Here is an 18,959-nt window from a genome sequence, read left to right as displayed (position 1 = left end):
TACCAAATAATGCTCCAACGGCAGAAGATAAACCAGTCTTTGAAGGAACCCTTGAAACAGCTGTACCAAACACAGCACCAACTCATGAGTTGCTAGCCTTTGATGGCAAGTTAGCACCAATGAGTAGCGAATCTGGTCATAAGGCTAAGGGTATGTCTGAGAAGAAAGCTAATCAAGCCTCTTCAACAGCACAGTCTAAAGCTTTACCAGATACTGGTGATGCTTCAAACTCAGCAGTATTAGGAACCATGCTAGCTTTATCATCACTCGCTTTATATGGCTATGGCAGAAAAAAGCGTGAGAATATCGATTAATTAAATCGAGAGTTATCACAAAACAAAAAACATATCAGTGTTATCACTGATATGTTTTTTTATGATTTGAAAAAATAATCGAATTCTTCCTGTGAAAGACCAATCATAGGATCAATGGTCAATAAATTTTGTTCCGTCAATCTTGTTGGTTGTGTATCATCTGTCTTATGACTTGATTCTACTGTTTTATCGGATATGACTTGACTGGCATTGGTTATTTGATCAGTCACTTTTTCAGGTTTAAAGCGTTCAATGAGAAAAGTGTTTCTTTGGCTGCCTACGTGTTGTGTGGCATATTGAAAGGCAATAAAGTCTCCTAACATGACGAGCTTATGTTTAGCACGTGTAATAGCAGTATAAAGGAGATTTCGTTGTAGCATACGACTGCTTTGTTGTGTTATTGGTAAAATAACAACGGGGAACTCGCTTCCTTGAGCTTTATGAATGCTCATCGCATAAGCAAGGGTCAATTTATGCCAATCATTACGCGCATAAGTCACTTCAACACCATCAAAATTAATCGTCATTTCATCTTGCTTGGATTCGGTATATTTAGCGGCTATCAATTCAGTAATATAGCCGATATCACCATTAAAGACATTGCTCTCTGGATCATTCACCAGATGAAGAACCTTATCATTGACTCGAAAACGGGTGTCATTAAAGGAAAACTCTAATTGGTCATTCAAAGGATTAACTAATTCTTGGAGTAATTCGTTAAGATGAGTAATGCCAGCCTGTCCGCGATACATTGGGGCAAGAATTTGGATGTCTTTGGCAGCAATACCACTTTTAAGAGCGGCAGAAACAATTTTTGCTACACTTTCAGGAATAAAGGGTGTCTGACATTCAAAGTAACTTCGGTCAGCTTGTTTCGTAGTAAAATCATTTGGCAAAACACCTTCTCTAATCTTGCTGGCTAAGTCAACAATGGTTGATTGATTAGACTGTCTAAAAATCTTTTTCAAGCTAACCTTAGGAAAATCATCAATCTCTAGTAAATCTGCCAAAACTTGACCAGGGCCTACAGAAGGCAGTTGGTCACTATCCCCCACAATAATCACTTGCGTTGATGATGAAATAGCAGAAAACAATTGATTGGCAAGCCATGTATCAACCATAGAAAATTCATCAATAATTATTAGATGGGCATCCAGATAATCATCAAGGATTTGATAATCATTATCACTATTTAAACCAAGATGTCTATGGATGGTGGCACTAGGTAATCCAGTTAACTCATTCATACGTCTAGCAGCTCTACCCGTTGGTGCGGCTAGAATAATTGGAGAGTTATTATCAGAAAGAGATAGCTCATGCAGGTTAGCAAAACTTTGAATAATACCATTAATAATGGTTGTCTTTCCTGTTCCAGGTCCGCCAGTCAGAAAGAAAATTTTACTCGTCAAAGCTTTTTCAATGGCTTCTTTTTGACTATCATCATAAGTCATCTGATGACTTAGTTCAACCTTTCTAATCTCTTCTTTTATTGCTAAAAGACTTGGAAAGGAAAGAGAAGGAGGACTATCTAAAATACGCTCCAAATGCTTTTTAATGCTTTCTTCGGCAAAAAAGAGACTATTATCAAAAATTTTAGTATCACTATTTTGAATTTTTCCAGTCATCAACAACTGTCTCAATTCATTAGCAACATCAGCCTCAGGAATGGGTGTTTGGCGTGCTTCTTCTAGAAGCAATAGGCTTTTTTCAAGTAATAGTTTGGCTTCAACATAGGTATCACCCGTCTCAAGAGACGTCTCAAGTAAGGCATGTAAAATAGCTGCTTGAAACCGCTCAGGGGAATCATCAGACACGCCAAGTTGCTGAGCTAGCTGATCGGCCATTTTAAAACCAATCCCTTTAATATCTTCCACTAATTGATAGGGATTCTTAGTGATAATGTCTAAGGTTTTTTCTTTATAGGCTTCAAAGACTTGAATAGCTATTTGATTTTTAAGCCCATACTCTGCTAATTTCGATAAAATTTGTTCTGTCCCATAGTTGATTTTTAATTTTGCAAGAAATGCTTCTTTATTGACTTTTGATAAACCGCTTATCGTATCCAAATGAGAAGGGTCTTTCAAAATGTTATCAATTGGGTCCTCGCCGTAGAGAGTGATAATCTTTTCTGCTGTTTTTTTACCAATTCCTTTAAAATGTTGGCTAGAAAAGTAGTTGATAAGCCCTGCTTTTGATGGTTTTTCACGTTCATATCGTGACATTTTCAACTGTTCCCCATACTTGGGATGCTTTGTTAATTCTCCCCAAAAGGTATAATTTTCCTCTTCAAAAATATCAGCCATAACACCAGTGACGATAATTTCAAAATCATCAAAGTCACTATCAGTATCTTCAATTTCTAAAAGGATAATCTTAAAAAAATTAGTTGGATTGTCATAGATTACTCGTGTGACCGTCCCGGAAAAAAAATATGTCATCATAACCTCATAAATTCTTTAGCTGATGATAGAGAAAAACACGGCAACCCGTGTTTTAATCATTATCAAACGTGCCAATTCTAGAAAGTGGCCAATAGCGGAACTTCACTTCACCAATGATGGACTCTTTTGAAAAAGTTCCTACTTCACGACTGTCTTTAGAGACAATTCTATCATCACCAAGAAGGTAGTACTGGCCTTCAGGAACAGTGATGCTAAAGCTTGGATTGCCATCGTTATTAGTGGTAAAAGCTCTAGAATTTAAAGCTAATTCCTTAAAGAGTGCACTGTAGGAATATATTTTTTGTAATTTATCCTCTTCAAAAGCTTCCTGATAATCTTCAAGATAGGGTTCATCAACCACTTCTCCGTTAACAGTTAATATGTCATTATCGTAGCTGATGGTGTCACCTGGAACACCGATAACGCGCTTGACAATTTTTTTATCGCCTTCTTCTCTAGCTACAACAATATCAAAGCGATCGATATTAGATACCTTAACAACAAATAGTCGCTCACCATTTGATAAGGTGGGGTCCATAGAGTGTCCATCTACCAATACATTGGCCCATAAAAATAGCCATGATAGGAAAAATAATGTCATAAAGAGGATAAATCCTCCCCATTCTTTAATAAAATGTTTCATTGATATCCCTTTCTCTGCTAACAATTAAAGTAATTGTTTAGCTTTTTCTGTGTTTTTAAAGTGTAATTTTGCTAAGTGCGATAAGGTGGATAAGTCAAATTTTTTGATAATCTCACTAGCGACTTGATCTGATTGGTGTCCAGCGCCACTTGGTAAGTTAACACCAACTGATTGTCCAAGCTCATCAAGATTTTTTAAAAATAAATAACGAGCAATAATGGAACTCACAGCAACTGGCAAATATTTTCCTTCAGCCTTTTCTTCAAAGGTTAAGGGATTTGAGAAGCGATTTTGTTCTTTTGACAGATAGGCTTCGTAGTTTTTTTGGCTAGTAAAGGCGTCAATAACAATTTTTTTAGGCTTTACGCCTTGTTGTAATAACAAATAAATGGCTTGATTGTGAAGAGCTACTTTGACTGACACAGCATTGTGCTTTAATCCCTTACCAACAACCTCATTGTATTTACTTGGAGGTAGTAGCAAAGATTTATGCGGTATCTTTTCTTGTAATAGCGGGGCAATTTCTTTAATTTTACCATCAGTCAATGTTTTTGAATCATCGACACCCAATTTTTTTAGAAAAGAATAGTCCTTTGGTTCCACAAAACTAGCGACAACAGCAATACCACCAAAATAAGAGCCATTACCAACTTCGTCTGAGCCAATCATGGCAATATTTTGAGTGGTAGAAGATGTTTTTTCTTCTTCCTTTGCTACTGAAAAGCCTAAAGTTGTGACCAATGGTTGTGGTTTTTTTCCTTGAAAAACCACCTTACCAGAGGTATAGATGAGAACACTAACGCCTTCTTTTTTAGCAGCAAATGCAACATAGGGGTTAGAACTACTAATTTGATAGCTGGCTAATTCTTTTTTAATTCTTGTAAGTTGTTTCGTTTCATCAACTTGAATGACAATAGTATCCATATAGAATATTTTATCATAAAAAAGCTTTTTTAGGTCTTAGAGACTTTCAAAAAAAGTAAATTCATAAAAAACACCACCTATTGATAGATGATGTTGAAGTAATATAATTTTGAAGTTTATTTAAATAAGTTGTTTTACATTAAAAAGATGCAACCATTTTTCCTTAAAAATAACAGTGAATGTGATGATCTAGAAAAATCTGCTGATAATCTACTAAATCCTCTGGGTGATAGTTGGCAATACCTGTCATTTCATAGGAGCGCCCTAATAATTCATACTTTTTCTCTCCAAATTGATGAAAAGGAAGTAATTGCACTTCGTTTATATGTAGTTTTTGAAATAATTCAGAAAAAGCTTTTGCATCTTCTAAGGAGTCGTTGAAATTTGGTATCACTGGAATTCTAAGAACAATTTGTTTATTGTTTTGAAAAGCATAGGTGATATTTTTAATGATGATATTATTTTTCACACCAGTTGTTAAAGCATGTTTTAAAGAATCATAATGTTTCAAATCTGTGTAGATAAAATCAACATATTGTATCAAGTCAACAAAGTTTTCATGTTTTGCAAAAGCAGTTGTTTCTATAGCTGTATGGATGCCTTTTTCTTTTGCAGCTTTTAAAATAGCTTTAGCAAATTGAAATTGAGCAAAAATTTCACCACCAGAAAGCGTTAATCCACCACCAGATTCTTCATAGAAATCCTTATCTTTTAAAACTTCATCAATGATATCAGAAACACTTTTTTTCTCTCCAATAATCTCTGGTAGCTTGGTGGTAGCGTTTAAAATTGTCTCGGGAGTTTTTCTTTGAGATTCTGGATTGGAACACCATGGACATCTCAAAGGGCATCCTTTCAAGAAAACAGTTGTTCTGATTCCTGGGCCATCATGTAAACTAAAATGTTGAATATTGAAAATAATGCCAGATTCTGTCATGATAATATCTCCTTCCCTAACTATTATATCATTCGAAAGAAGAAAAAACAATTACGAACGAAACAATATGATTCTTTATTTTTAACTTAAAAACTGTTAAAATGTAGATTGAGGTGAAAAAAATGAAACGGTTAGATAAAATAGTTGATTTGGTTTCAAAGTATCAAAAAATTGATGTTAATACTCTTTCAGAAACATTGGGAGTTTCCAAGGTAACCATTCGCAAGGATTTAGATAAGTTAGAAAATAAAGGATTATTACATAGAGAACATGGGTTCGCTGTTTTAAACAGTGGTGATAACTTAAATGTACGTTTATCATTTCACTATAATATTAAAAAAAGAATTGCTCAAAAAGCAGTTGAACTGATTCATGATAATGATACTATCATGATTGAATCTGGTTCTACTTGTGCTCTACTAGCTGAACAAATTTGCCAAACCAGACGAAATGTAAAAATTATTACTAATTCATACTTCATTGCTAACTTTATCAAGCAGTATGATAATTGCCAAATTCTTTTACTAGGTGGCGATTACCAAACTGATTCAGAAGTTACTGTTGGTCCATTATTAAAAGAAATGATTTCTTATTTTCATGTTGACAGAGTTTTTGTTGGGACTGACGGTTTCGATATAAAAAGTGGCTTTATGGGCAAAAACATGATGCGATCTGAAGGAGTTAGATGTATGGCTGATCATTCTGAAGAGCTGATTATTCTAACGGATTCAAGTAAATTTTCAAAACATAGTTTAGTTCACCAATTCTCTTTAGAACGTGTTAATCGGGTCATAACTGATAACAATATTGACACTAATATCGCTAATTTGTTACTTTCTAATAATATTATTCTAGAAAGGGTTTGAAATAAAAATGACTAAGATAAATCCAGAGAGAAAAAGGTTATTAGCCAAAGTTGCCTATCTTCACTATGTTGAAGGTAAAAATCAAACAGAAATTGCTAAAGAATTAAATATTTATCGCACAACGATTAGTCGAATGATAGCAAAAGCTAAAAATGAAGGTATCGTAAAGATAGAAATAGCAGATTATGATTCAAATTTATTTGCTCTAGAAGAATATGTAAGAAAAAAATATCATTTAAAAAAAATAGAGATAGTTGATAGCAGTAAAGAAGATGATTTTTCAGATATTCTAGTTCGTGTGGGACAAGTTGCTTCAGAAGTTGTTAGAAGCAGCATCAAAGACAATAATCGTATTGGTATTTCATGGGGGAAATCATTGAGTTACATGATTAATTCAATAACGCCAAGAGCTGTCAATGATATTTCCGTTTTCCCATTAGCTGGTGGTCCAAGTTATATTAATGTCAAGTATCATGTCAATACTTTAGTTCACCAGTTAGCACAAGCCTTTCATGGTAAAAGTATTTTTATAAATGCAACTGTCATTCAAGAAAATAAAGAGCTGGCAAAGGGTATTTTAAAATCAAAATATTTTGAAGCGATTAGATCAGATTGGAAGTGTCTTGATGTTGCTATAGTTGGTATTGGTGGAGCTCCAAATAAAGATCTTGAGAGTCAATGGAGAGATCTTCTTTCTGAAGAAGATTATAAAATCTTAAAAAAAGAAAAAGCAGTTGGCGAAGTTTGTTGTCGTTTTTTTAATGAAGAGGGAGAACCAGTTTATGAAAGATTACAAGAAAGAACAATTGGTATCAGTCTTGAACAATTGAGACAAGTTCCTTTGACCGTTGCTATTGCCTGTGGAGAGCATAAGTCAAAAGCTATATTAGCCGCTATCAAAGCTAAATTTATTGATTATTTAATCACTGATAAACAAACTATTTTAGCCTTATTGGCTATTGAAGGTGACAATAATATTCAACGATTTTATTAAAAAAGATTCCTGAGGACATCTCGGGGATTTTTATTTTGCACATTTGTGCAATAAAAAATAAATAAGCACAATTGTATTGACGTTAAAAACATAAAATGTTAAATTTAATTTAAGAAAAATGAAACCGGTTACATAATCAAGATATCAAAGAAAGGATCGACGATGGAACTTATTGTTGCAGATCAAATGATCATGGGTTTAATTTTAAATGCTGGAGATGCCAAACAACATATTTATCAGGCTTTAAAATTAGCAAAAGAAGGATTGTTTGAAGATAGTCAAAAAGAAGTAGAATTAGCTGACAATGCCTTATTAGAAGCTCATAATTTACAGACACAATTTTTGGCACAGGAAGCTAGAGGAACAAAAACTGATATCACAGCCTTATTTGTTCACTCTCAAGATCATCTAATGACAACTATTACAGAAATCAATTTAATCAAGGAAATCATTGAATTACGTCAAGAGTTACAAACGAAAGGAGCAAAAAAATGATAAAAATTGGATTATTTTGTGCAGCTGGTTTTTCAACAGGAATGTTGGTAAATAATATGAGAATTGTTGCAGAAAAAAAAGGTATTGAAGCAGAAATTGAAGCTTATTCACAAGCAAAGTTAGCTGATTATGCGGCTCATTTAGATGTTGCTTTATTAGGGCCACAAGTAGCCTATACTTTGGACAAATCACAAAAAATTTGTGAGGATTGCCATATTCCGATTGCTGTTATTCCAATGGCTGATTATGGTATGTTAGATGGTGAAAAAGTTCTTAACTTGGCTCTTGGTATTTTACACACAAAAGCATCATAAGGAGTTTAAAATGGCTAAAGTAAATGTTGAAAAAATTATTACGCCTATTATGCGTTTTGTTAATATGCGAGGGATTATTGCTCTTAAAGATGGTATGTTAGCTATTTTACCTTTAACAGTAGTTGGTAGTTTATTTTTGATTGCTGGACAAATCCCTTTTGAAAGTGTTAATCAATCTATAGCTAACATTTTTGGTGCTAACTGGACAGAACCTTTTATGCAAGTTTATTCGGGAACATTTGCAATCATGGGACTAATATCTTGCTTTTCAATTGGTTACTCTTATGCTAAAAATTCTGGCGTAGAGCCACTACCTGCTGGAGTACTCTCGTTATCATCTTTCTTTATTCTTCTAAAATCATCTTATATTCCAGAAAATGGAGAAGCTATTGGGGATGCTATCAGTAAAGTTTGGTTTGGAGGACAAGGTATAATAGGAGCTATTATCATAGGTCTAGTTGTTGGCGCTATTTATACAACCTTTATTCAACGACATATCATTATTAAAATGCCTGAACAAGTTCCTCAAGCTATTGCCAAACAATTTGAGGCTATGATTCCAGCATTTGTCATTTTTGTTCTATCAATGGTAATTTACATTATTTCTAATGCAGTAACAAATGGTGGCACTTTTATTGAAATGATTTATGATGTTATTCAAGTACCATTACAAGGATTGACAGGTTCTTTATATGGTGCTATTGGGATAGCCTTCTTCATATCATTTTTATGGTGGTTTGGTGTCCATGGACAATCTGTGGTTAATGGCATTGTGACAGCCTTATTACTTTCTAATTTAGATGCCAATAAAGCTTTACAACAAGCTGGTAATTTATCACTTGATCAGGGAGCACATATTGTTACTCAACAATTCCTAGATAGTTTTTTAATCATTTCAGGTTCAGGGATAACATTTGGTTTAGTGATTGCCATGTTATTTGCTGCAAAGTCAAAACAATACCAAGCTTTAGGAAAAGTAGCTGCTTTTCCAGCTATTTTTAACGTCAATGAACCAGTTGTCTTTGGGTTTCCAGTTGTTATGAATCCTGTTATGTTTGTGCCATTTGTCTTGGTACCTGTCCTTTCTGCCATTATTGTTTATGGTTCAATCGCAATAGGTTTCATGCAACCTTTTGCTGGTGTTACATTACCTTGGAGCACGCCAGCGATTATTTCAGGATTTATGGTTGGTGGATGGCAAGGAGCTGTTATCCAAATATTGATATTAACTTTATCAACAATCATTTATTTCCCTTTCTTTAAGTTTCAAGATAAGTTGGCCTATGAAAAAGAAGAAGCGACAGAGTAACACATACTTGCACATTCGTGCAATTCTATTTGATTTTAAAATTCCCACTTCCTTTCGTGATTAATACTGCTTTTTGTGATAAAATGGTTACGAAAGAATATAAAATATTTACGAAAGAAACAAGCAGGAGGAGAAATCATGGAAAAAGGACAAACATCTTATTTTGGTCAACTTACTGAAAGAATGCAAAAATATCGTGAAGCGGTTTTAGATAAAAAACCATACATTGATGCCGAACGTGCTATTCTTGTCACTCAATCATATCAAAAACATTTAAATAAACCTTCTAACTTAAAGCGTGCTTATATGCTTCAAAATATTCTAGAAAACATGACCATTTATATTGAGGATGAAAGTTTGATTGCTGGAAATCAAGCGTCATCTAATAAAGATGCACCAATTTTCCCAGAATATACTTTGGAATTTGTTTTAAATGAACTTGATTTATTTGAAAAACGTGACGGGGATGTCTTCTACATTACTGAAGAAACCAAAGAACAATTGCGTTCTATAGCTCCGTTTTGGGAAAATAATAATCTTCGAGCAAGATGTGGTGTTTTGTTACCAGATGAAGTACAAGTTTATATGGAAACAGGCTTCTTTGGGATGGAAGGTAAGATGAATTCAGGCGATGCTCATTTAGCTGTCAATTATGATAAGTTATTGAAGTACGGTCTTAAAGGATTTGAAGAAAAAGCTCGAGTGGCTAAAGATTCCCTTGATTTGACAGTTGCTGAAAATATTGATAAGTATCATTTTTATGACTCAGTTTTCATCGTTATTGACGCCGTTAAGACCTATGCTAAACGTTACGCTGATTTAGCAAGAGAGTTAGCCAAAACAGCGAATTCAAAACGTAAGGAAGAATTGCTTGAAATAGCACGTATATGTGATAAGGTGCCTTATGAACCGGCAGAAACTTTTGCTGAAGCTGTTCAATCAGTTTGGTTTATTCAATGTATTCTTCAAATTGAATCAAATGGCCATTCTTTATCATATGGACGATTTGATCAATATATGTATCCTTATGTTAAAGCTGATTTGGAAGCTGGACGTGAAATAGAAGATTCCATTGTTGAGCGCTTAACGAATTTATGGATTAAAACATTGACTATCAATAAAGTTCGTAGCCAAGCACATACATTTTCATCTGCAGGTAGTCCCTTATATCAAAATGTAACAATAGGGGGACAAACTCGCGATAAAAAAGATGCCGTTAATCCACTATCTTATTTAGTTCTTCGCAGTGTCGCACAGACAAAGCTACCTCAACCTAATTTAACTGTTCGCTACCATAAAGGATTAGATAATCGCTTTATGAATGAGTGTATTGAGGTTATGAAACTTGGTTTTGGTATGCCAGCAATGAATAATGATGAAATCATCATCCCATCTTTCATCAAAAAAGGTGTTGGCGAAGAAGATGCTTATGATTATTCAGCTATTGGTTGTGTTGAAACAGCAGTTCCTGGTAAATGGGGTTACCGTTGTACTGGTATGAGCTATATTAACTTCCCTAAAATTCTATTAATTACTATGAATGATGGCATTGATCCAGCATCTGGCAAACGTTTTGCCACAGGCCATGGACATTTCAATGACATGAAGAGTTATGAGCAATTCAAGGAAGCATTAGATGAGACACTTCGAGAAATAACACGTATGAGTGTTATCGTAGAAAATGCCATTGACCTTGGTTTAGAGCGTGAAGTGCCAGATATTTTATGTTCAACACTAACAGATGATTGTATTGGTCGTGGTAAGACCATTAAAGAAGGTGGAGCAGTTTATGACTACATTTCTGGTCTGCAAGTTGGTATCGCGAATTTATCAGATTCATTAGCTGCAATGAAAAAATTAGTCTTTGAAGAAGAACGTCTAACAACCAAAGAACTTTGGCACGCTCTTGAAACAGATTTTGCTGGTGAAAGAGGAGAAGAGATTCGTCAAATGCTAATCAATGATGCTCCAAAATATGGAAATGATGATGATTATGCTGACAACTTAGTTGTCGACATTTATAACACTTATATTGATGAAATCGCTAAATATCCTAATACACGTTATGGTAGAGGCCCAATTGGCGGTATTCGCTATTCAGGAACCTCATCTATTTCAGCAAATGTGGGACAAGGTAGAGGTACATTAGCAACTCCAGATGGACGTCATGCTGGTACACCATTAGCAGAAGGATGTTCCCCAGAGCACAGTATGGACAAAAAAGGACCAACTTCTGTTTTGAAATCAGTGTCTAAATTACCGACAGAAGAAATTGTTGGTGGCGTGTTACTAAACCAAAAAGTTAATCCACAAACACTAGCTAAAGAAGAAGATAAAATGAAATTGATGGCTTTGTTGAGAACATTTTTCAATCGTCTACACGGCTATCATATCCAATATAATGTTGTCTCTCGTGAAACATTGATAGATGCCCAAAAACATCCTGAAAAACACCGTGATTTAATTGTCCGTGTGGCTGGATACTCTGCTTTCTTCAATGTACTTTCAAAAGCAACTCAAGATGACATTATAGAACGTACAGAACATACCTTATAAATATCAGAGGAAATAAAAACATGGAATTTATGTTAGATAGTTTAAATTTAGAGGCTATTAAAAAATGGAATCGCATTTTACCACTTGCAGGAGTGACCTCTAATCCTTCAATTGCTAAAAAAGAGGGTGAGTTTGATTTTTTTAAACGGATTAAGGACGTTCGGTCTATTATTGGTGAAAAAGCCTCTATTCATGTGCAAGTCATTGCTCAAGATTATGAAGGGATTTTAAAAGATGCTGCCGAGATTCGTAGGCAGTGTGGCGAAAATATTTTTGTTAAGGTTCCTGTAACAACAGAAGGTCTTGCTGCCATCAAAACCTTAAAAACTAAAGGTTATCATATTACAGCAACAGCTATTTATACCACCTTTCAAGGGTTATTGGCGATTGAAGCTGGTGCTGATTACTTAGCACCTTATTATAATCGAATGGAAAACCTTAATATTGATCCAGAAGCAGTGATTGGACAACTAGCAGAGGCTATTGACAGAGAACGTTCAGAAAGTAAAATTTTAGCAGCTAGTTTTAAAAATGTCAGCCAAATCAATAAGTCATTGGCTTTAGGTGCACAGGCTATTACCGCTGGGCCAGATGTTTTTGAATCCGGCTTTGCCATGCCTTCTATTCAAAAGGCTGTTGATGATTTTTCTAAGGATTGGGAATCTATATACCACACAAATAGTATTTAAAAACTTCATATCATTATAATTTAGCTTTTCAAAACATAATAAAGGAGAACTATTATGAGAATATTTGCTAGTCCGTCACGTTATATTCAGGGTGAGAATGCTTTGTTTGAAAATGATAAAGCTATTTTAGAATTAGGGTCAAGTCCAATCTTATTATGTGATGATTTTGTTTATGATATTATTGGTCATGATTTTGAAACTTACCTACATCAGTATGGTTTATCAGTGACTCGTGTTAATTTTCAAGGAGAAGCTTCAGATAACGAAATTAATCGTGTTGTTGAAATTGGTCTTGATAAAAAAAGTGATTTAGTCATTGGTCTAGGTGGTGGTAAAACAATAGATAGTGCTAAATCAATAGCTGATATATTAAATGTTCCTGTTGTGATTGCTCCTACCATTGCTTCAACAGATGCTCCTACGTCAGCTTTATCAGTTATCTATACTGATGATGGCGCTTTTGAAAAATATATTTTCTACTCAAAAAACCCAGAATTAGTTTTAGTCGATACCAAAGTGATTAGTCAATCGCCAAAAAGATTATTGGCTTCAGGTATAGCAGACGGATTAGCAACTTGGGTGGAAGCACGCGCCGTTTCTCAAAAAAATGGCACCACTATGCTCGGATCAGGTCAGACATTGGCAGGTTTAGCTATCGCACAAATGTGTGAGAAAACCTTGTTTGAAGATGGCGTTAAAGCCCTGCTAAGTTGCGAGCAAAAAGTGGTTACAAAACCATTAGAAAATATTATTGAAGCAAATACTTTACTCAGTGGATTAGGTTTTGAAAGTGCAGGACTCGCTGCTGCTCACGCTATACACAATGGTTTTACTGCATTGTCTGGAGATATTCATCATCTGACTCATGGGGAAAAAGTAGCATACGGAACTTTGACACAATTGTTCTTAGAAAATAGACCAAAAGAAGAATTTGATAAATATGTTCACTTCTACAGAGAAATTGGTATGCCAACCACATTGAAAGAAATGCATTTAGATAATGCTGATTATAAAGAACTGTTAAAGGTTGGCAAACAGGCTACCGCTAAAGGAGAAACGATTCATCAAATGCCATTTGAAATATCTGCAGAGGATGTGGCAAATGCCCTTTTGGCTGTTGATGCTTATGTTAAAACATTACCTTAATGTGATTAACCGTCTAAACGATATCGTTTAGACGGTTTTTTAGCTTTATCATATCTGAAAAGACAAAAGTACTGACAGATATGATAGGGCTTTTTTGTTGATAAAAAATCATTTATAGTAAAAAGAAATCATATTAATAGTGACAAATGATGAGCTATAAAACACAAAAATTAAAAATAATAGAGAATATCGGTAGCCTTACTTTAATTTCCTGAATGAAAACGTTATAATAGTGATATGAATAAATCAAAAAAAATTAAGTGGCTAGTTGGTCTTATTATCAGTGTCTTAGCAATTCTGTTTTTTGTGTTACTTTTACCTCAAATCAATTTTCAAAAAGAAAATGCTTCAAAAGAATCATCAGAAAAAACGACAGTAATCACAAAAGACAAAGCAGTAGAAAAAACAAAAGCCAAAGTCACCTATAAAGTATCTGACGCAGAAAAAGAACAGTTAAAACAACGCTTTGTCCCCTTAAAAGAAATAAATGAAGAAGTTATCGCTTATATCTACGCTCCAGGAACGCAACTTGACGAGCCGGTGCTTCATACGGGAGATAACCATAAATACTTGGAACAAACCATTACTGGTGAGTACTCACCTTATATGGGTGCGGTGTTTATGGATACGGACAATCATCCAAATTTTCAAGATCGTTTGACTTGGCTGTTTGGTCATGCTAGGGGAAGTACCGTTCCTGATCATAGGATGTTTAATGATGTCAATTTTTATGACGACCAAACGTATTTTAATGAACATCCTTATCTCGTGATTGAAACACCTGAACGTTATTATTACTATGAAGCAGCATTTATGATTATTGTGCCAGAAACCACTGCTTTTTATAGAACTAGTTTTGAAAATGATCATATCTTTTTAAAGCAACTAAGAGAGGTTAAAAAAGAGGCTATTGTTAAAAATGAAGCTATTGAAATCAATGCTTCAGATCGTTATTTGGTACTTTCAACCTGTCGAGAAGAAGATGAGACTATCAGATCAAACCTATATCTAAGACAAATTCCAGATATTGAATTACCAGAATTTTTGGCAAAAAACAAAGAGAGATTAACCTATGTGCCAACAAGATGAATCTATCTGAAAAAAATAGCTTTGAGATTGTCAAATTTTAAAAAATCGTTATAATAAAATGTAAGAGGTGACATATGGATAATAAAAATCGTTATAAATTTACTTTTGGAGACAAATCATTAACACTAACAACAGATAAAGATAATCTATTTATGGAAGAAGTTGAACGTGTTGCGAGAGAAAAATATGAGGCCATTAAAGAAAAATTACCACAAGCTGACAATGAAACCGTGGCTATTTTGATGGCTATCAACACCTTATCAAAACAGTTGGTCAGAGAAATTGAGTTTGACAAAAAAGAAAGAGAATTAGAAGAATTACGTGGCAAATACATGGGTGACTTGCAAGAAAAAATCAATGCCAGTGAAGTAGGTGAAGACTACTAATGTTATCACTTATCATTTTATTAATACTGGCGTGGCATTTCTACATTGGCTACTCGCGCGGAATTATTCTTCAAGGCTATTATTTTTTGGCAACTATTGTGTCGCTTGTTATTAGTAGTTTGTATTATAAACCTCTTGCCAAGGCAATTACATTATGGGTTCCCTATTCCAATCCGGCTGAGGATGTCAAAGTTTTCTTTTTTACCGATGTTCCAATTTTTGAATTGGACAAGGTTTATTATGCAGGTGTAGCTTTTTTAAGCATCTTCATCGCCAGCTATTTAGCCTTTCGTCTACTAGGCATCTTTATGAACTTGATGGACTTGGACCTCTATGACACCCTAACCTTTAACTGTATTAGTGGTGCTTTATCGGTTTTAATGACAATGCTCTTTTTCAACATGGCATTAAGCATTTTAGCCACCGTACCGATTCCTTTTATCCAAAACATCCTTTCAAAAGAAGTGATGACTCAGTTATTGATTACATTTTTCCCTTCAGCTTTCTTAATTAAAATGCTGTGGGTAACAAACATACTAAAGTAAGGAATTTCCTTGCTTTTTTATTGATAGGAAAAGATCTTAAAAAATAGTAACTAAAGTCCTAATATGGTAGCATACGAATAAATGTTATAAGATTTAAGTGTGAAAGGAATTGCAGGAGAATGGATAAAGTTATTGCCAGATTAGAAAAGGAATTGTCACTAATAGAACACGGTTTCAAAGAAGAAGAAAAAAGAGCCTTAAGAGATTACAAAACAAACACTACCGAAGACATCAAGAGTATGGCATTTTTAGCCTATCACTCTACAGTCTACCAAGTGAGAATGTATGCTGTATTTCTTTTTGGCTACTTATCAGAAGATGAAGACATCTTGGTATTTTTGAGGGATGAGGTGTCAAAAGACGACAACTGGAGAGTTCAGGAAGTCTTAGCAAAGTCTTTTGATGAGTATTGCAAGAAAATAGGATATGAACAAGCACTTCCAACCATTGATAACTGGCTAAAAAGCGCTCATCCTAACACTAGAAGAGCAATGATAGAAGGATTGAGAATTTGGACAAATAGACCATTTTTTAAGGAAAACCCTAATGAGGCAATCAGACGAATTGTATCATTAAAAGAAGATGAAAGTGGCTATGTTAGAAAATCCGTCGGAAATGCATTGAGAGACATCAGTAAGAAATTTCCAAATCTGATAAAAAATGAACTTGATCAATGGTCGTTAGAAAACAAGGAGATTAATCAGGTCTATCAACTGGCAAGTCGGTTTATAAAATGACTAGTTGCTGTTTTCTTGAAGTAACTAGACAAGCAATAACTAAAAAATAAGCAATTGAAAAACAGTAACTCTTTTGATTGACTGTTTTTTTGCTAAAATCTGAGAAATAAGAGATTTTTTGGTAAAAGGGTCTCAATCATCAAACATCGAAAGGGCGGTTTTTTCTGCTATAATATAAGCATGAATACAAAAATATTAGACGATTTAGAATTTAACAAAGTTAAAAAAAGACTAGAGTCTTTTTTAAAGACCAAACAAGGTCACGAAGAACTACTTCATTTAGCGCCAAGTAGTGAACGAGAAAAGATTGAAAAAAGTTTTACCGAACTTTCTGAGATGGCGGATATTTTCACCAACTCACAAGGCTTTTCAATCGGTTCTACTGAAGACATTTCACATAGTTTAAAACGGTTAGAATTAGAGGCTGATCTTAATATCCAAGAGATATTGGATGTTAAAAAAATATTGAAAATCTCATCGGAACTAAAAGCTTTTCATGAGGATTTAGAAAATGTCACCCTTGACTTCTTAGAAGAACTTTTTAACAAGATTAATCCTTTTCCTGCTCTGCAAGGGAGTCTTGAAGCGATTAATGATGCTGGCTTTATTGAAGATTTTGCAAGTCCTGAACTCATCAGAATTCGTAGGATTATCCAACAAGAAGAACGTCAAGTCAGACAGACCCTGCAAGAAATCTTAAAAAACCAAGGCGATTTACTCTCAGAAAGTTTGATTGCAAGCCGTAATGGTAGAAGTGTTTTGCCTGTTAAAAACACCTTTAGAAATCGTATTTCAGGAGTTGTTCATGACATTTCTGCTTCAGGCAATACCGTCTATATTGAACCACGAGCGGTGGTAAAATTAAATGAAGAAATTACTCAAGCTAGAGCTGATGAACGATACGAGATAGCCAATATCTTACGTCAACTCTCAGCTATGCTTAGAGAACATGTCTCTGAGATTAGAAACAATGCTTGGCTAATTGGCCATCTTGATTTTTTGCGAGCTAAATACCTTTATATGGTTGAACATAAGGCAAGTATTCCAACGATTACGACTGATCATTCGATAACGCTTTTGAATGCTCGTCATCCCTTGATTGAAAATCCTGTTGCTAATGATATCCACTTTACAAAAGAATTGAACACCATTGTGATTACTGGTCCAAATACTGGTGGTAAGACGATTATGTTAAAAACATTAGGTTTAGCGCAGCTAATGGCACAATCGGGTTTACCTGTCTGGGCGGAGAAAGGTAGTAAGGTGACTATCTTCAATCAGATTTTTGCTGATATTGGTGATGAGCAATCCATCGAACAAAGTCTTTCGACGTTTTCAAGCCATATGACCAATATCGTTTCTATCTTGAACCAAGCAGATAACAAGTCCTTAGTCTTATTTGACGAGATTGGCGCAGGAACTGATCCACAAGAAGGAGCTAGTCTTGCGATTGCTATTTTAGAACATTTACGTCTATCAGACATCAAAACAATGGCAACGACTCACTACCCAGAACTGAAGGCTTATGGGATTGAAACAAAAAACGTTGAAAATGCTAGTATGGAGTTTGATATTGTGACGTTAAGTCCTACCTATCATTTCATGCAAGGTGTCCCAGGTCGCTCAAACGCTTTTGAAATCGCAAGACGTCTAGGATTATCAGAAATCATTATTTCAGAAGCCAATCAAATGACCAATCAAGACAGTGATGTCAATCGTATCATTGAACGATTGGAGCAACAAACGATAGAAAGTAGACGTCGTTTAGATAATATTAAAGAGGTTGAACAAGAAAACCTCAAATTTAACCGTGCGGTGAAAAAACTCTACAATGAATTTAATCACGAAAAAGAAAAAGAACTGGAAAAAGCGACTGAGGAAGCCAGAGAGATTGTGGATATGGCTCTTTCAGAAAGTGAAGCCATTCTTAAACAACTACATGACAAGTCACAACTAAAAGCGCATGAAATTATTGAAGCTAAAACTCAGCTGAAAAAACTGGTTCCAGAACTCGATTTGTCAAAAAATAAGGTCTTAAAAAAGGTAAAAAAAGCGCGTGCTGCGCGTGTGGGTGATGATATTATCGTTATTAGTTATGGTCAGCGTGGCACTCTGATCAATCAATTAAAAGACGGTCGCTGGGAAGCTCAAATTGGCTTGATTAAAATGACCCTTTCAGAAGATGAGTTTAATTTGGTCAAAGAAGAAAAAACGACGACCACGAAAAAACAAGTACAAGTCGTTAAAAAAATGGGCCATCATTCACCACAAGCTCGACTGGACTTACGTGGTAAGCGTTATGAAGAAGCCATGCAAGAACTAGATGCTTTTATTGACCAAGCTCTATTAAATAATATGGCTCAAGTGGATATTATTCATGGGATTGGCACAGGAGTTATTCGTGAAGGAGTCACCAAGTATTTAAGACGCAACAAGCATGTTAAAAGCTTTGGTTATGCGCCTCAAAACGCTGGTGGATCAGGTGTTACTATCGTTAATTTTGGTTAGCGTATCAAATAGTGGTCAAACTGATTATTTTACTGTAAAATAGTACTGTAAAAAAATAAAGGAGAA

Annotated in this window: 18 protein-coding genes; 14 read left to right on the top strand and 4 right to left on the bottom strand. The window is 34.7% G+C overall.

The window, feature by feature from the left end:
- On the top strand, positions 1-314 hold a 314-nt coding region (locus JHK64_RS01550), incomplete at its 5' end, for an LPXTG cell wall anchor domain-containing protein (protein ID WP_199567235.1).
- Positions 315-373: 59 nt separating this feature from the next.
- Here JHK64_RS01550 and recD2 read toward each other — a convergent pair.
- The 4 genes from recD2 to JHK64_RS01530 form a co-directional block, all read right to left on the bottom strand.
- Positions 374-2,752 (bottom strand): SF1B family DNA helicase RecD2, encoded by a 2,379-nt coding sequence (gene recD2 / locus JHK64_RS01545; protein WP_199567246.1) that lies wholly within the window; start codon positions 2,750-2,752, stop codon positions 374-376.
- Between the two features lie 55 nt (positions 2,753-2,807).
- Positions 2,808-3,398: a signal peptidase I gene (gene lepB / locus JHK64_RS01540; RefSeq protein ID WP_199567234.1), complete on the bottom strand. Its 591-nt coding sequence runs from the start codon at positions 3,396-3,398 to the stop codon at positions 2,808-2,810.
- A gap of 24 nt (positions 3,399-3,422) precedes the next feature.
- Positions 3,423-4,322, bottom strand: coding sequence for a ribonuclease HIII (gene rnhC / locus JHK64_RS01535; RefSeq protein ID WP_199567233.1), 900 nt, complete (start codon positions 4,320-4,322; stop codon positions 3,423-3,425).
- Between the two features lie 163 nt (positions 4,323-4,485).
- Entirely contained in the window at positions 4,486-5,259 is a 774-nt protein-coding gene (locus JHK64_RS01530) for a glycyl-radical enzyme activating protein (RefSeq protein WP_199567232.1), read from the bottom strand.
- A 122-nt stretch (positions 5,260-5,381) separates the two neighbouring features.
- Here JHK64_RS01530 and JHK64_RS01525 point away from each other — a divergent pair, with 122 nt between their 5' ends.
- The 13 genes from JHK64_RS01525 (at position 5,382) to JHK64_RS01465 (ending at position 18,893) form a co-directional block, all read left to right on the top strand.
- Entirely contained in the window at positions 5,382-6,125 is a 744-nt protein-coding gene (locus tag JHK64_RS01525) for a DeoR/GlpR family DNA-binding transcription regulator (RefSeq protein WP_199567231.1), read from the top strand.
- Between the two features lie 16 nt (positions 6,126-6,141).
- The gene (locus tag JHK64_RS01520) at positions 6,142-7,119 is read left to right on the top strand and encodes a sugar-binding transcriptional regulator (RefSeq protein WP_199567245.1); all 978 of its coding nucleotides are present in this window, start codon (positions 6,142-6,144) and stop codon (positions 7,117-7,119) included.
- Positions 7,120-7,281: 162 nt separating this feature from the next.
- A complete protein-coding gene (locus tag JHK64_RS01515; protein WP_199567230.1) occupies positions 7,282-7,614 on the top strand; it encodes a PTS lactose/cellobiose transporter subunit IIA in 333 nt (110 codons plus the stop codon).
- Positions 7,611-7,928 carry a PTS sugar transporter subunit IIB gene (locus JHK64_RS01510; protein ID WP_199567229.1) on the top strand — a complete coding sequence of 106 codons (318 nt, stop codon included), beginning with the start codon at positions 7,611-7,613 and terminating at the stop codon, positions 7,926-7,928. Before JHK64_RS01515 ends, JHK64_RS01510 begins: the two co-directional genes overlap by 4 nt.
- A 10-nt stretch (positions 7,929-7,938) precedes the next feature.
- The gene (locus JHK64_RS01505) at positions 7,939-9,237 is read left to right on the top strand and encodes a PTS sugar transporter subunit IIC (RefSeq protein ID WP_199567228.1); all 1,299 of its coding nucleotides are present in this window, start codon (positions 7,939-7,941) and stop codon (positions 9,235-9,237) included.
- A gap of 138 nt (positions 9,238-9,375) precedes the next feature.
- A complete protein-coding gene (locus JHK64_RS01500) occupies positions 9,376-11,793 on the top strand; it encodes a glycyl radical protein (protein ID WP_199567227.1) in 2,418 nt (805 codons plus the stop codon).
- A 20-nt stretch (positions 11,794-11,813) separates the two neighbouring features.
- A complete protein-coding gene (locus JHK64_RS01495; protein ID WP_199567226.1) occupies positions 11,814-12,482 on the top strand; it encodes a fructose-6-phosphate aldolase in 669 nt (222 codons plus the stop codon).
- A gap of 54 nt (positions 12,483-12,536) precedes the next feature.
- Positions 12,537-13,628, top strand: a complete 1,092-nt coding sequence (locus JHK64_RS01490) for a glycerol dehydrogenase (protein ID WP_199567225.1) — start codon at positions 12,537-12,539, stop codon at positions 13,626-13,628.
- Between the two features lie 237 nt (positions 13,629-13,865).
- Positions 13,866-14,717, top strand: a complete 852-nt coding sequence (gene srtB / locus JHK64_RS01485) for a class B sortase, LPKTxAVK-specific (protein WP_199567224.1) — start codon at positions 13,866-13,868, stop codon at positions 14,715-14,717.
- A gap of 74 nt (positions 14,718-14,791) precedes the next feature.
- Positions 14,792-15,103, top strand: a complete 312-nt coding sequence (gene zapA, locus JHK64_RS01480; protein ID WP_199567223.1) for a cell division protein ZapA — start codon at positions 14,792-14,794, stop codon at positions 15,101-15,103.
- Complete coding sequence (locus tag JHK64_RS01475; RefSeq protein ID WP_199567222.1) at positions 15,103-15,648, top strand: CvpA family protein; 546 nt, start codon at positions 15,103-15,105, stop codon at positions 15,646-15,648. The genes zapA and JHK64_RS01475 overlap by 1 nt, the downstream gene beginning before the upstream one ends.
- A gap of 119 nt (positions 15,649-15,767) precedes the next feature.
- Entirely contained in the window at positions 15,768-16,385 is a 618-nt protein-coding gene (locus JHK64_RS01470) for a DNA alkylation repair protein (protein WP_199567221.1), read from the top strand.
- A 180-nt stretch (positions 16,386-16,565) separates the two neighbouring features.
- A complete protein-coding gene (locus JHK64_RS01465) occupies positions 16,566-18,893 on the top strand; it encodes an endonuclease MutS2 (RefSeq protein ID WP_199567220.1) in 2,328 nt (775 codons plus the stop codon).
- Positions 18,894-18,959 lie beyond the last annotated feature (66 nt).

The organism is Streptococcus zalophi (assembly GCF_016481285.1).
In the GTDB taxonomy this organism is placed as follows: domain Bacteria; phylum Bacillota; class Bacilli; order Lactobacillales; family Streptococcaceae; genus Streptococcus; species Streptococcus zalophi.
Note: the sequence above shows the minus strand (reverse complement) of the source record. Positions and strands in the feature narration are given on the sequence as shown.

Coding starts and splice junctions, on each gene's coding strand:
- rnhC (WP_199567233.1), bottom strand. CDS start 4,322: ATGGATACTATTGTCATTCAAGTTGATGAAACGAAACAACTTACAAGA.
- JHK64_RS01475 (WP_199567222.1), top strand. CDS start 15,103: ATGTTATCACTTATCATTTTATTAATACTGGCGTGGCATTTCTACATT.
- JHK64_RS01515 (WP_199567230.1), top strand. CDS start 7,282: ATGGAACTTATTGTTGCAGATCAAATGATCATGGGTTTAATTTTAAAT.
- JHK64_RS01505 (WP_199567228.1), top strand. CDS start 7,939: ATGGCTAAAGTAAATGTTGAAAAAATTATTACGCCTATTATGCGTTTT.
- JHK64_RS01500 (WP_199567227.1), top strand. CDS start 9,376: ATGGAAAAAGGACAAACATCTTATTTTGGTCAACTTACTGAAAGAATG.
- JHK64_RS01490 (WP_199567225.1), top strand. CDS start 12,537: ATGAGAATATTTGCTAGTCCGTCACGTTATATTCAGGGTGAGAATGCT.
- JHK64_RS01530 (WP_199567232.1), bottom strand. CDS start 5,259: ATGACAGAATCTGGCATTATTTTCAATATTCAACATTTTAGTTTACAT.
- JHK64_RS01465 (WP_199567220.1), top strand. CDS start 16,566: ATGAATACAAAAATATTAGACGATTTAGAATTTAACAAAGTTAAAAAA.
- recD2 (WP_199567246.1), bottom strand. CDS start 2,752: ATGACATATTTTTTTTCCGGGACGGTCACACGAGTAATCTATGACAAT.
- JHK64_RS01525 (WP_199567231.1), top strand. CDS start 5,382: ATGAAACGGTTAGATAAAATAGTTGATTTGGTTTCAAAGTATCAAAAA.
- srtB (WP_199567224.1), top strand. CDS start 13,866: ATGAATAAATCAAAAAAAATTAAGTGGCTAGTTGGTCTTATTATCAGT.
- JHK64_RS01510 (WP_199567229.1), top strand. CDS start 7,611: ATGATAAAAATTGGATTATTTTGTGCAGCTGGTTTTTCAACAGGAATG.
- zapA (WP_199567223.1), top strand. CDS start 14,792: ATGGATAATAAAAATCGTTATAAATTTACTTTTGGAGACAAATCATTA.
- JHK64_RS01470 (WP_199567221.1), top strand. CDS start 15,768: ATGGATAAAGTTATTGCCAGATTAGAAAAGGAATTGTCACTAATAGAA.
- lepB (WP_199567234.1), bottom strand. CDS start 3,398: ATGAAACATTTTATTAAAGAATGGGGAGGATTTATCCTCTTTATGACA.
- JHK64_RS01495 (WP_199567226.1), top strand. CDS start 11,814: ATGGAATTTATGTTAGATAGTTTAAATTTAGAGGCTATTAAAAAATGG.